This window comes from Streptomyces sp. NPDC107500, assembly GCF_055582785.1.
On the sequence record NZ_JBVJPF010000007.1, the window covers coordinates 402,346 to 415,166 of the forward strand.

The 12,821-nt window shown below is 72.8% G+C and carries 9 protein-coding genes; 1 reads left to right on the top strand and 8 read right to left on the bottom strand.

The genetic code is table 11. The features are described from left to right. Positions 1 to 12: 12 nt before the first annotated feature. From ACZ67M_RS28300 to ACZ67M_RS28310, 3 genes are all read right to left on the bottom strand, one after another. A complete protein-coding gene (locus tag ACZ67M_RS28300) occupies positions 13 to 2,232 on the bottom strand; it encodes an MMPL family transporter (protein WP_392104533.1) in 2,220 nt (739 codons plus the stop codon). 329 nt (positions 2,233 to 2,561) lie between these two features. Then, on the bottom strand, positions 2,562 to 3,662 hold the full coding sequence (locus ACZ67M_RS28305) for a winged helix DNA-binding domain-containing protein (protein WP_469853414.1): 1,101 nt from the start codon (positions 3,660 to 3,662) through the stop codon (positions 2,562 to 2,564). Beyond that, positions 3,659 to 4,090, bottom strand: coding sequence for a VOC family protein (locus tag ACZ67M_RS28310; protein WP_361362890.1), 432 nt, complete (start codon positions 4,088 to 4,090; stop codon positions 3,659 to 3,661). Before ACZ67M_RS28310 ends, ACZ67M_RS28305 begins: the two co-directional genes overlap by 4 nt. 142 nt (positions 4,091 to 4,232) lie before the next feature. Between ACZ67M_RS28310 and ACZ67M_RS28315 the strand changes: the two genes are divergently transcribed. Next, positions 4,233 to 5,252, top strand: coding sequence for a helix-turn-helix transcriptional regulator (locus tag ACZ67M_RS28315; RefSeq protein ID WP_469853416.1), 1,020 nt, complete (start codon positions 4,233 to 4,235; stop codon positions 5,250 to 5,252). A 13-nt stretch (positions 5,253 to 5,265) separates the two neighbouring features. Here ACZ67M_RS28315 and ACZ67M_RS28320 read toward each other — a convergent pair whose 3' ends face one another. From ACZ67M_RS28320 to ACZ67M_RS28340, 5 genes are all read right to left on the bottom strand, one after another. Beyond that, complete coding sequence (locus ACZ67M_RS28320; RefSeq protein WP_361362981.1) at positions 5,266 to 6,477, bottom strand: Cmx/CmrA family chloramphenicol efflux MFS transporter; 1,212 nt, start codon at positions 6,475 to 6,477, stop codon at positions 5,266 to 5,268. A gap of 102 nt (positions 6,478 to 6,579) precedes the next feature. Next, positions 6,580 to 8,883 (bottom strand): FdhF/YdeP family oxidoreductase, encoded by a 2,304-nt coding sequence (locus tag ACZ67M_RS28325; protein ID WP_385803425.1) that lies wholly within the window; start codon positions 8,881 to 8,883, stop codon positions 6,580 to 6,582. A 46-nt stretch (positions 8,884 to 8,929) separates the two neighbouring features. After that, positions 8,930 to 9,448 (bottom strand): SRPBCC family protein, encoded by a 519-nt coding sequence (locus tag ACZ67M_RS28330; RefSeq protein ID WP_161327752.1) that lies wholly within the window; start codon positions 9,446 to 9,448, stop codon positions 8,930 to 8,932. Continuing rightward, positions 9,445 to 11,961: an ATP-dependent Clp protease ATP-binding subunit gene (locus ACZ67M_RS28335; RefSeq protein WP_392014564.1), complete on the bottom strand. Its 2,517-nt coding sequence runs from the start codon at positions 11,959 to 11,961 to the stop codon at positions 9,445 to 9,447. Before ACZ67M_RS28335 ends, ACZ67M_RS28330 begins: the two co-directional genes overlap by 4 nt. 129 nt (positions 11,962 to 12,090) lie before the next feature. Beyond that, positions 12,091 to 12,741, bottom strand: a complete 651-nt coding sequence (locus tag ACZ67M_RS28340; protein ID WP_361362883.1) for a CatB-related O-acetyltransferase — start codon at positions 12,739 to 12,741, stop codon at positions 12,091 to 12,093. Between the last annotated feature and the right edge of the window lie 80 nt (positions 12,742 to 12,821).

Genomic DNA, 12,821 nt, shown 5'->3' on the forward strand with positions numbered 1-12,821 from the left:
GCGCGCGCGGGGTCAGACCCCGGCCGTCTCCGGCTCGCGCGCGGGCTCCGCGGGCGGCGGTGTGTCGCCCAGTTCCTTGTGCAGCTTCTCGCCCTCCACGTCGACGTTCGGCAGGAGGCGGTCCAGCCACTTGGGCAGCCACCACGCCTTGGTGCCGAGCAGGGCGAGCACCGCGGGCACGATGGCCATGCGGACCACGAAGGCGTCGAAGAGCACGGCGACGGCGAGACCGAAGCCCATCATCTTGATCATGTCGTCGTTCTCCATGATGAAGCCGGAGAAGACGCTGATCATGATGATCGCGGCCGCCGCGACCACCCTGCCGCCGTGGGTGAAGCCGGTGGTGACGGAGTCGGCGGCGGACGATCCGTGGACGTACGCCTCGCGCATGCGGGTCACGAGGAAGACCTCGTAGTCCATGGCGAGGCCGAAGACCACGCCGATCATGAAGATGGGCATCATCGACATGATCGGGCCCGGCTGGTCCACGCCGAAGACGTCCGCGAGCCAGCCCCACTGGAAGACCGCGACCACCGCGCCGAGCGCCGCGGCGACCGACAGCAGGAAGCCCAGGGCGGCCTTGAGCGGGACGAGGATCGAGCGGAACACCAGCATCAGCAGCAGGAAGGCGAGGCCGACGACCAGCGCCAGGTACGGGATGAGCGCGTCGTCCAGGGTCTGCGAGAAGTCGATCGTCATCGCGGTGGCGCCGGTGACGAGCATGGTCGCGCCGGTGTCGGCCTTGATGTCGCCGGAGAGTGCGCGGATGTCCCGGACCAGCGACTCCGTGGCGGCGTCGCTCGGGCCGGTCTTGGGCACCACGGTGAGGACGGCGGTGTCGCCCTGCTCGTTGAACCTGGCCGGAGTGACGGCCGCGGCCTCGCCGAGGCCGGTGATCCGGTCCGCGACGCTGTCGGCGGCGGCCTTCGGGGCGTCGGCGTCCTTGGCGTCGACGGTGACCATCAGCGGACCGTTGAACCCGGCGCCGAACGAGTCGGACAGCATGTCGTACGCCTTGCGCTGCGTGGTGTCCGGTGCCGAACTGCCCTCGTCGGGCAGGCCGAGCTCCATGCCGGCGGCCGGCACGGCGATCACGCCGAGGCCGAGGACGGCGGTCAGCAGCACGGTCACCGGGCGCCGCAGGACGAACCGGGCCCAGCGGGTGCCGAGCTTGGGCTTGGCGGGGGCGGTCCGCTCCGTGGCGGCCGCCTTGCGGTCCTTGCGGCTGAGCGCCTTGCGGCCGGCGAAGCCGAGCAGCGCCGGGGTGAGGGTGAGCGCGATCAGGACGGCGATGCCGACGGTGCCGGCGGCGGCCAGGCCCATTTTGGTGAGGATCGGGATGTTGACGACCGCGAGGCCGGCCAGGGCCACGACGACGGTGAGTCCGGCGAAGACCACGGCGGAGCCCGCGGTGCCGACGGCGCGTCCCGCGGCGTCCTCGGGGGTGCGGCCCTCGGCGATCTCCGCGCGGTAGCGGGAGACGATGAACAGGGCGTAGTCGATGGCGACCGCGAGGCCGATCATCATGGCCAGGGTGGAGGTGGTGGCGGACAGCTCCAGCGTGCTGCCGAGCGCCCCGATGGCGGAGATGCCGATCCCGACCCCGATGATCGCCGAGAGCAGCGGCATGCCGGCCGCGACGAGTGAGCCGAAGGTCAGCAGGAGCACGACCGCGGCGACGCCGATGCCGATCAGTTCGGCGGTGCCGCCCATCTCCTGCTCGGCCATGACCGCGTCGCCGCCGGTCTCGACGGTGAACCCGCCCTCCCGCGCGTCGTCGGTGGCGCTGGTGAGCGCGTCCCGGGCCTCGTCGGTCAGCTCCATGGCGTTGACCTTGTAGGTCACGGAGGCGTACGCCGTGGTGCCGTCCTCGCTGACGGCGTTCGCCTTGAACGGGTCGTCGACCGAGGCGACCTGCGGGCCGTTCCCGAGAGCGGCGACCAGCTCCTCGACCTGGTCCTTGCCGGCCGGGCCGGATATCTTCTCGCCGTCGGGGGCGCGGATCACGACCCGCGCGGTGGCGCCCTCGGCACTGGCGGCCGGGAACTGCTCGTCGAGCAGGTCGAACGCCTTCTGCGACTCGGTGCCGGGCATGGAGAAGGAGTCTTCGGGCGGGGCGGGCGCGGTGGACGCGGCGACACCGGCGCCCACGAGTATGGCCACCCACAGCAGGGCGACGAGGCCGCGGCGCCGGAACGCCCTCCGGCCGAGTCGATAGAGAAACGTAGCCACCTGAGACCAATCCGTCGGGTTACGAGCAGGACGAAGACCCGGCACATGGGGGGAAGGCCGAGGCGCTGACCGGGGTACTCATCCATGCTCGCCCGGGGATTTTCGAAATTGATCCGACCCTGGGTCTGGACCGGCGTACTGCGACGGGTGTAGTGCTCCCCCGTTCCCCTCTCCCCCGGGTGTAGATCACGAAGATCGGTGTACGCCGCATTCCGTTGCCGCGGGCAGCCGAAGTCCGTGACCATCGAGGGGGCGGCGGCGGTTGACCTTCGGTTCGGGGGGAGGCCACGGCATCGGTGGAGCCGGGCGCGGCACCGGCCGCCGGCCGATCAGGGCGGTGCCGCGCCGACGCGGACGCGGTCGCCGTCCCCGTCGGAGAGGAAGGCGGCCAGGGCCCGTCCCTCCTCGGCGACCTCCGCGCGGTCCGCCCGGGAGAGGCGGCGCAGCGGGGTGACGCTCACCGTGCCGTCCTCGACGGTCCAGGTCGCGGCGACCCGGCCGTCGACCAGGACGACGCGGGTTCCGGCGACGGACAGGCCCCGGTGCTCGTCGTCGATGATCCGGCTCCGGTCCTGGTAGCCGAGGATGGCGTTGTCGAACGCCGGCAGGAACCGCACCGGGGCGGGGGTGCCGGGATCGGGGCGCGGGGCCTCGGGGAGGTCCAGCAGTTCCCGGCCCCGTTCGTCGCGGAAGGCGACCAGTTCGCCGCGTACGGCGGCGACCGCGGCCGGAAGTCCGGCGAGGCCGCACCAGGCGCGCAGGTCCGCCGAGGCGGCGGGGCCGAACGCCGCGAGGTAGCGCCGTACCAGCGTCTCCCCGACCGGGTCGGTGCCCGGCGGGGCCGGCGGGTCGGCGTCGCGGCCGAGCCAGGCGGTGAACGGGGCGTTGCGCACGCCGGCCCGGGTCCGCCACAGTCCCCGCGGGGGCAGCTGCACCATCGGGATCAGCGCGGCGACCAGCATCTCCCCCAGGGCCCGGTGTCCCGGTTCCGGCCAGCGGTCGGCGAGCGCCCGCGCCAGGTCACCCATCGAACGGGGCTCGCCGTCGGACATCACGGCCCGCCCCGCCGCCTCCAGTTCGGCCAGGTCGACCCCTTCGAGTTCGCGGCGGTAGGTGCCGAGGACGCGGCCACGCAGCATGGCGTCGTGGCGGGGCCGCCAGGCAAGGGCGTCCACGGCGGTGACGAGGTGGACGGTGCGCCGCATGAGGTGGGTGCGCACCACCCGACGCCCGGTCAGCAGGTCGGAGAGCTCCGCGGGCCGGAAGCCGCGCAGCCGCGACCAGAGCCCCACGAAAGGTTCCTGCGGCTCCTGCGCCTGGAGGCCGCCGAGGTGCGCGACGGTGTCCAGGACCGGGGCGTCCGCACGGTCGAGCAGCAGTTGCCGGGCGAGGGTCGCACGGCCCAGTGCCCGGGCGTCGAGCACGCTCACGCCTGGTACCCGCCCACGACGTCCAGGACCCAGGTGACGCCGAAGCGGTCGCGCAGCATGCCGTAGAGCGGCGCCCACTCGGCGGGTGCCAGGGGACGCAGCACGGTCGCGCCCTCGGCCAGCTTCTCCCAGTACGCACCGATCTCGTCGGCACCGTCGGGGCCGTCGCCCCGGAGCGAGACGAAGAAGGCGTTCTCGCCCTGGTTCCACGGCAGGCCGGAGGGCACGTCGTAGGCCATCACACACGGGCCGTCCGCGGTGGACACCTGGCCCCACATCACCTGGTCCGCCTCGGCGGGGTCCTGGACGCTTCCGGCGTCCTTGTACGTCACCACGGCCACGTCGCCGCCGAAGGCGGACGCGTAGAAGGTGAGGGCCGCGCGGGCGTCGCCCCGGAAGTTGAGGTGGGTCACTGCTCCGACGGACACGATGGGCTCCTCGCCTGTCGCCATCACGGTCGGACGCCCCACGTCGGTGGGCCGCCCGGGGGACCCGTTCGGCCCCCGTGGTTCCCACTCTGGACCAGGTAGCGGTCAGGTTGTGGCCGCTACCTGCGGCAGCATGGCGGACATGCGGAAGACCTCGGCCCGGCTGCTCTCACTGCTCTCGCTGCTCCAGGCGCGCCGGGACTGGCCCGGTGCGCTGCTGGCGGAGCGGCTGGACATCAGCCCGCGCACCCTGCGCCGCGACGTGGACCGGCTCCGTGAGCTGGGCTATGCCGTCAGGGCGGTCAAGGGTCCCGACGGCGGCTACCGGCTGGACGCCGGCACACAGCTGCCTCCGCTGCTGTTCGACGACGAGCAGGCGGTCGCGCTCGCCGTCGCGCTGCGCACCGCCGCCGTCACGGGGGCCGGCATCGAGGAGGGTGCGGCACGCGCCCTGACCACCCTGCGCCAGATCATGCCCGCGCGGCTGCGGCACCGGATCGACGACTTCCACGTCACGGCCGTAGAGCGGTCCGCGACCGTGCCGGATCCCCGCGCGGGCACCGGGGTCCTCCTCGCGATCGGCGCCGCCGTGCGGGCCCGGGAGGTGCTGCGCTTCGACCACACCCCGGCGTATACGGCCCACCCCGCGGACACCGGTGACGCCGTGGTGGCGCCGCGCCGGGTGGAGCCCCACCATCTCGTCGTCCGTGGTGGCCGCTGGTACCTGGTCGCCTGGGACCTCGACCGGGAGGACTGGCGCGTCTTCCGGGCCGACCGGATCACCCCGCGGACGCCCATCGGTCCCCGCTTCACACCGAGGCGGCTGCCCGGCGACGACGTGGCCGCGTTCGTGACGGGCAGATTCCGGGGTTTGGAGACCTCCCCCGAGTGGCCCTGCCGGGGAGAGGCCGTCCTCCTCCTGCCCGCCTCCGCCGTGGCCCCGCACGTCGCCGAGGGCACCGTGGAGGAACTCGGCCCGGACCGCTGCCGGGTCGCCCTGGGATCCTGGTCGTGGCCCGCCCTCGCCGCCGCGTTCAGCGCCTTCGACGCGGACGTCGAGGCCGTCGGGCCGCCGGCGCTCCGGGCGGCCTTCGCCCGCCTCGCCGACCGCTGCGCACGGGCCGCGGACGACCCCGCGGTCCCACGGGACGGGAACCCCTGAACCCCCCGGCGGGTCAGGCCTCCTGCCGGCTCAGCTCCGCGCCCGCGGGCTCGGCGGCCGGGGAGCCCGCCACGACCCGCGACCTGCTGTGCAGGCGCAGCGAGACGGCGACGAAGCCGATCGCGACGACGGTCATGGCCGCGCCGGCCCAGGCGGTGGCGGCGTATCCGAAGTCGGCGTCGATCACGGTGCCGCCCAGCCAGGGGCCGCCCGTGTTGCCGAGGTTGAAGGCGGCGGTGGTGGTCGCGCCCGCGAGGGTGGGCGCGGCGCCGGCGACGTTGAACATGCGCGCGTTGAGGGCCGGCGCCGTGTAGAACGCGGAGACGCCGAGCAGCAGCGAAAGGACGATCACGGCGGCCGGGCTGGACGCGAACAGGGCCAGCGCGGCCAGCAGTACGGTCGAGGCCGTGATGCCGGAGAGCAGGACGCCGAAGAGGTGCGCGTCGGCGACCCGGCCGCCGATCGTGGTGCCGATCAGCGCGCCGACCCCGAACAGCGCCAGCACCGTGGGCACCCACCCCTCCGCCAGCCCGGCCACGTCGGTGAGCAGCGGCGACAGGTAGGAGAAGGCGCAGAACACGCCGCCGGCGGCGAGCGCCGTCACCACGATGGACAGCCAGACCTGGCGGTCCCGGTAGATCGCCAGCTCGCCCTTGAGCCGGGGGCGGCGCTCGGGCAGCGGGATGCGCGGGATGAGGGTCACCACACCGACGAGGGCGACGGCGGAGGCGGCGCCGACCGCCCAGAACGCGGACCGCCAACCGAGGTGCTCGCCGAGGAAGGCGCCCGCGGGGACGCCGAGGACGTTGGCGATCGACAGTCCGCCGATCATCACGGCCATCGCGCGGGCCCGGCTGGTGACCGGCACCATCGCGATGGCGACGGCGGCGCCCACGGCCCAGAAACCGGCGCAGGCGAGCGCGCTCACCACCCGGGAGACGAACAGGACCTCGTACGACGTCGCGAGCGCGCCGGCGACCTGGCCGAGGCCGAACACCGAGATCAGCGCGACCAGCGTGGTCTTCCGGGGCAGCCGCAGGGTCGCGACCGCGAGCAGGGGCGCGCCGACCACCATGCCGATCGCGAACGCCGATATCAGCAGACCGGCCTGCGGGATCGACACGTCCATGTCGTCGGCGATGGGCGGCAGCAGCCCGGAGAGCATGAACTCGCTGGTACCGAGCGCGAAGACGGAGAGGCCGAGGATGTAGACGGCGAGCGGCATGCGGGCGGCCGCGGTCCGTGCGGAAGATACGGGCATGACAGGTGCCAACGAAGTGGTCGATCATGTCATTCCCGCACGGGCGGCCGTCTCAGCATGCGGCGGTCAGGTCCCCGTGGGCGCCGCCCGTTCCAGTCTGACCAGGACCGCCTTGGAGGTGGGCTGGTTGCTGATGTCGGCCACGCTGTCCAGCGGGACGAGGACCTGGGTCTCCGGGTAGTACGCGGCGGCGGAGCCGCGTGCCGTCGGGTACGGGACCACCTCGAACCCCTCGGCGCGGCGCTCGGCGTCGTCGTGCCAGACGCTCACCAGGTCGACCCGGTCCTTCTCGGCCAGGCCGAGGGCGGTCAGGTCCGCCGGGTTGACGAGCACCACGCGGCGGCTGCCGTGAATGCCCCGGTAGCGGTCGTTGGGCGTGTAGGGGACGGTGTTCCACTGGTCGTGGGAGCGCAGGGTCTGGAGCAGCAGGTGGCCCTCGGGCACGTACGGCATCTGGCAGGCGTTGACGGTGAAGCGTGCCTTGCCGGTGCTCGTGCGGAACACGCCCTCGTTGACCGGGTTCGGCAGCCTGATACCGCCGGGGCGCGCCACACGCCGGTTGAAGTCGTGCAGGCCCGGCACGATCCGGGAGATCCGGTCGCGGACGGCGCCGTAGTCGGCCTCGAACTCCTCCCACGGCAGGCCGGCGCGGCCGTCGTCGAGGGTGCGGCGGGCGAGCCGGCACAGGATGGCGACCTCGCTGAGCAGCAGCGGGGACGCGGGCTTCAGCCGTCCCCGGGAGGTGTGCACCTCGCTCATCGAGTTCTCCACGGTGACGAACTGCTCGCCGCCGGCCTGGTGGTCGCGTTCGGTCCGGCCGAGGGTGGGCAGGATGAGCGCGGTGTCGCCGCAGACCGCGTGGGACCGGTTGAGCTTGGTGGAGATGTGGGCGGTCAGGCGGCAGCGCCGCATCGCCTCCTCGGTGACCGCGCTGTCCGGGGCGGCGCGGACGAAGTTGCCGGCGACGCCCAGGAAGACCTTGACGCGGCCCTCGCGCATCGCCCTGATGGTGTTCACCGAGTCCAGGCCGTGGGCGCGCGGCGGGTCGAAGCCGAACTCGTCACGCAGGGCGTCGAGGAAGGAGTCGGGCATCTGCTCCCAGATGCCCATGGTGCGGTCGCCCTGGACGTTGCTGTGTCCGCGCACCGGGCAGGCGCCGGCTCCGGCCCGGCCCAGGTTGCCGCGCAGGAGCAGGAAGTTGACGATCTCCCGGATGGTGGGAACGCCGTGCTTGTGCTGGGTGACGCCCATCGCCCAGCAGACGACGACCCGTTCGCTGCGCAGGACGTCGTCGCGGACGTCCTCGATCTCGCCGCGGGTCAGCCCGGTCGCGGTGAGCACGTCCGCCCAGGAGACGCCGCGCGCGTGCTCGGCGAACTCCTCGAAGCCGCTGGTGCTGTCGCGGATGAAGTCGTGGGCGAGGATTTCGCCCGGGCGGGCGTCCTCGGCCTCCAGGAGCAGCCGGTTCAGGGCCTGGAAGAGGGCCAGGTCGCCGCCGGCGCGGATGTGGAGGAAGCGGTCGGCGATCTCGACGCCGCGTCCGATCACCCCGCTCGCCTTCTGCGGGTTCTTGAACCGCATCAGGCCGGCCTCGGGCAGCGTGTTGACTGCGACGACGCGGGCGCCGTTGCGCTTCGCCTCCTCCAGCGCGGACAGCTGCCGTGGGTGGTTGGTGCCGGGGTTCTGCCCCACCAGGAAGATCAGGTCGGCGTGGTGGAGGTCCTGGAGGCTGACCGTGCCCTTGCCGGTGCCGAGGGTCTCGTGCAGGGCGAAGCCGCTGGACTCGTGGCACATGTTGGAGCAGTCGGGCAGGTTGTTGGTGCCGAAAGCGCGGGCGAACAGCTGGAGGACGAAGGCGGCTTCGTTGCTGACCCGGCCCGAGGTGTAGAAGACCGCCTCGTCGGGGGTGCCGAGCGTCTTCAGCTCGTCGGCCAGCAGGCCGAGGGCGTCGAACCAGCTGATCGGCTCGTAGTGGTCGGAGCCGGGCCGCTTGACCATCGGCTCGGTGAGCCGTCCCTGCTGGTTCAGCCACAGGTCGGAGCGCCCGGCCAGGTCGGAGACGGGGTGCTCGCGGAAGAACTCGGCGGTGATCCGCCGGGTCGTCGCCTCGTCGTTGATGTGCTTGGCGCCGTTCTCGCAGTACTCGTTGCGGTGCCGGTGGCCCGGGGCGGGATCCGCCCAGGCGCAGCCCGGGCAGTCGATGCCGCCGACCTGGTTCATCGTCAGCAGGTCCACCGCGGTCTCCCGCGGGCCGGCCTGCTCCAGGGAGTACTCCAGCGCGTGCACCACGGCGGGGACACCCGCGGCCCACGTCTTGGGGGGCGTGACCTTCAGGTCGTCCCTGGGGTCTTCCCTGGGGGGCTTCTTCATCCGAGGATCGCCTCTCGTTCCCTGTTCGTCCTGTGTCCTGCGACGTTCAGCCCACCGGCCAGCCCGCGACCCGGCTCCTGGGCGGTTCCGGCTCCTGCGGCCGGACCTGGCCGCCCCGGATGGTTCCCCGCCAGCCCCCGCCGGCCTGTCCGTGGCCCTCGATGAACGTCCCGAAGTTCGCCAGCTCCCGGCGCACCACCCGGCGCGCCGCCCCGGGCACGGCGGCGAGCAGGCCGAGGGGGCCGCGCGGCTCGATCCACAGGCGCACCGTGATCGCCGTGCGCCCGTCACCGGCGGCCCGGAAGCGCACCTCGCCCCGGTGGCGGGGCCGGCGCCCGAGTCCGCGCCAGACGAGGTGCGAGTCGGGCACCTGCTCGACGATCTCGGTGGCGAACTCTCGGCGCACCGGACCGCGGCCGACGACCCACTGGATCAGGGCGGGCCTGACCTGCTCGACCCGGAGCACGGTGGCCGTGAACCTCGGGAAGCTCTTGAACTGGGTCCACTGGTCGTAGGCGGCCCGCACCGGTACCGCGACCTCGATCGTCTCGTCTACGGCGGTCATGCCTGGTCCGCCTTCCCGGCCCCGGCGGCGTCGCCCTTGGTGACCGTGCAGTGGAGGGAGTCCTGGACCACGTCGGCGACGATGGTGTCGCCGGGGTCGGCCTCGCCGCCCAGCAGCAGGTCGGCGATGCGGTTGTCGAGTTCGGTCTGGATGGTGCGGCGCAGCGGGCGGGCGCCGAACTCCGGCTGGTGGCCGTGGGCGATCAGCAGCTTCTTGGCGGCCTCCGTGACCTTCAGGGTCATGCCCTGCGCGTGCACCCGCCGCTCGCTCTGGGCGAGCAGGTGGTCGACGATCCGGGAGAGGTCCTGCTCGGTGAGGCCGTGGAAGACGATGATGTCGTCGATGCGGTTGAGGAACTCCGGCAGGAACCTGGTCCGCAACTCCTCCATCAGCTCGTCCTTGAGGTCGGAGACGTCGCCCTTGTGGTCGAGGATGCGGTGGGCGCCGATGTTGGAGGTCATGATGACGACGCAGTGCCGGAAGTCGACGGTGCGGCCCTGGGCGTCGGTGAGGCGCCCGTCGTCGAGGATCTGGAGCAGCGTGTTGAAGACATCGGGGTGGGCCTTCTCGACCTCGTCGAACAGGACCACGCTGTAGGGCTGCCGGCGGACCTTCTCGGTGAGCTGGCCCGCCTCCTCGTAGCCGACGTATCCGGGCGGCGCGCCGACGAGGCGGGCGACGGTGTGCTTCTCCTGGAACTCGCTCATGTCGAAGCGGACCATGCGGCTCTCCTCGCCGAACAGCAGCTCGGCGAGGGTCTTGGCCAGCTCCGTCTTGCCCACGCCGGTGGGGCCGAGGAAGAGGAAGGAGCCCACGGGGCGGTTCGGGTCGCCCATGCCGGCCCGGTTGCGTCGCACGGCCCGGGAGACGGCGCCGACGGCCTCGTCCTGGCCGACGATCCGGGCGTGCATCTCCTCCTCCAGCTTGAGCAGCCGCTCCTTCTCGCCGGCCGTCAGCTGGGAGACGGGGATGCCGGTGCGCCGGGAGATCACGTCGGCGATGTCGTCGGCGGTGACCGAGACGACGCCCTCGCGCCGCTCCTCGATGCCGGCGAGTTCGCCCTGTGCCTCGGCGATCTCCTGCTTGAGGGTGCCGGCCCGGTCGTAGTCCTCGGCGGCGACGGCCTGCTCCTGTTCCCGGCGCAGCTCGGCGATGCGGTCCTCGCGGCCGACGACCTCGGTGGAGCGGGCGGCGCTGCGCAGCCGCACCCGGGCGCCCGCCTGGTCCATGACGTCGATGGCCTTGTCGGGCAGGAAGCGGTCGCTGACGTAGCGGTCGGAGAGTTCCGCCGCGGCCGCCAGGGCGCCGTCGGCGAAGCGGACCTGGTGGTGCGCCTCGTACGCGTCCCGCAGGCCCTCCAGGATCTGCACCGTCTCCTCGACGCTGGGCTCCGGCACCATCACGGGCTGGAAGCGGCGTTCGAGGGCCGCGTCCTTCTCGACGTACTTGCGGTACTCGTCGATGGTGGTCGCGCCCACCACGTGCAGCTCACCGCGCGCGAGGGCGGGCTTGAGCATGTTGCCGGCGTCCATCGAGCCCTCGCCGGTCGCGCCGGCCCCGACCACGGTGTGGAGTTCGTCGATGAACAGGATGATCTCGCCGCGGGCCTGCTGGACGTCCTCGATGACCTTCTTCAGCCGCTCCTCGAACTGTCCGCGGTACTGTGCCCCCGCCACCATGGCGGACAGGTCGAGCACGACGACCCGCTTGTCCTTGAGGGTGTCCGGCACCTCCCCGGCGACGATGCGCTGGGCGAGGCCCTCGACGATCGCGGTCTTGCCGACGCCCGGTTCGCCGATCAGCACGGGGTTGTTCTTGGAGCGGCGGGAGAGGATCTCTACGGTCTCCTCGATCTCCTCGGCCCGTCCGACGACCGGGTCGAGCTTCCCGGCCTTCGCCTCCTCCGTCAGGTCCCGCCCGAACTCGTCGAGGGTCGTGGCCGGCTGCCGGGTGCCGTTCTCGCCGGGGGCGGCCTCCGCGCGACCGGCCTGCTCCGTCAGCCCCGCCAGTTTCGTGACGTCCTGGCCCTCCGCGCTCAGCAGCCGGGCCGCGCCGCTGTCGCCGCCGTCGAGCAGCGCGCCGAGGATGTGCTCGGGGCCGATGTAGGAGACGCCGGCCGCCTGGGAGCGGGCGTAGGCGGTGGCGAGGGTCCGTTTGGCGGCCGGGGTGAGGCCCGGTTCCGCGGACGGCTCGACCGCCTCGCGGGGCAGCACCTCGGCGATCTGGGACCCGAGGGCGTCGGGGTCGGCGCCGGCCCGGGCGAGCAGGCCGCGGGCGGGCTCGACCTGCGTGGCCGCCCACAGCAGGTGCTCGGTGTCCAGGTCGGACGTCCCGTCCTCCAGGGCCCGCCGTCCGGCCAGGTTGAGCAGTTCCCGGGAGGACTCGGTGAGCAGCCGGCCGATCGGCACGCGCTGGACCGCCGGCGGCGACGAGGCGGGGGACATGCCGAAGAAGCGGTTCAGCAGGTCACTGAAGGGATCGGACGAGCCGAAACCGAACGACGACATCGACATGACAGCTCCCGGGACGGGCGACGCGACCCCTCCACGAAAACCCGATGCCGGTGGCTCCGCAAACGGAGCGGCGGCGCCGGAGGGGCTGCCCGCTGGGTGCCGGCCTCTTCGCGCAGACGGGGCGCGCGGTCATCCACGCCCGTCGCGCGGAGCCGCCGCCTCCAGGTCCTCGATGGTGCCGGACATGATCGTCCGGACGTGCTCGGTGATGAGTGAGGCGGGCCAGTCCCACCAGGCCACCGCGAGCAGCCGGGCCACGTCCTCGTCGCTGAAGCGGGTGCGCACCAGCCGGGCCGGGTTGCCGCCGACGATGCCGTAGTCGGGCACGTCCCGGGTGACCACGGAGCCCGCCCCGACGATCGCGCCGTGGCCGATGCGGACCCCGGGCATGACGGTGGCGCCGTGGCCGAACCAGACGTCGTTGCCGACGACGGTGTCCCCCCGGCCGGGCAGGCCGGTGAGCAGGTCGAAGTGCTCGGACCAGGAGCCGCCCATGCTGGGGAAGGGGAAGGTCGAGGGGCCGTCCATCCGGTGGTTGGCGCCGTTCATGAGGAACCGGGTGCCGGTGCCCAGCGCGCAGAACCGGCCGATCACGAGCTTCTCCGGGCCGTAGTGGTAGAGCACGTTGCGGGTCTCGAAGGCCGTCGCGTCGTCGGGGTCGTCGTAGTAAGAGTACTCCCCCACCTCGATGAGCGGGGACTTCACCAGCGGTCTGAGGAGCACCACTCGCGGGTGCTCGGGCATCGGGTGGAGCACCGTCGGGTCTGCGGGCACGGGCATGGCGGTGGGTTCCTCACGGTCGGGGCGGCACGGGTCGGTCCCATGATCGCCGCGACGGCCCCGGCACGACATCGGTTTTC

Excerpts from the sequence above, each read along its gene's own strand:
- ACZ67M_RS28315 (WP_469853416.1), top strand. The coding sequence starts at position 4,233 with ATGCGGAAGACCTCGGCCCGGCTGCTCTCACTGCTCTCGCTGCTCCAG.
- ACZ67M_RS28320 (WP_361362981.1), bottom strand. The coding sequence starts at position 6,477 with ATGCCGCTCGCCGTCTACATCCTCGGCCTCTCCGTCTTCGCGCTCGGT.
- ACZ67M_RS28325 (WP_385803425.1), bottom strand. The coding sequence starts at position 8,883 with ATGAAGAAGCCCCCCAGGGAAGACCCCAGGGACGACCTGAAGGTCACG.
- ACZ67M_RS28330 (WP_161327752.1), bottom strand. The coding sequence starts at position 9,448 with ATGACCGCCGTAGACGAGACGATCGAGGTCGCGGTACCGGTGCGGGCC.
- ACZ67M_RS28335 (WP_392014564.1), bottom strand. The coding sequence starts at position 11,961 with ATGTCGATGTCGTCGTTCGGTTTCGGCTCGTCCGATCCCTTCAGTGAC.
- ACZ67M_RS28340 (WP_361362883.1), bottom strand. The coding sequence starts at position 12,741 with ATGCCCGTGCCCGCAGACCCGACGGTGCTCCACCCGATGCCCGAGCAC.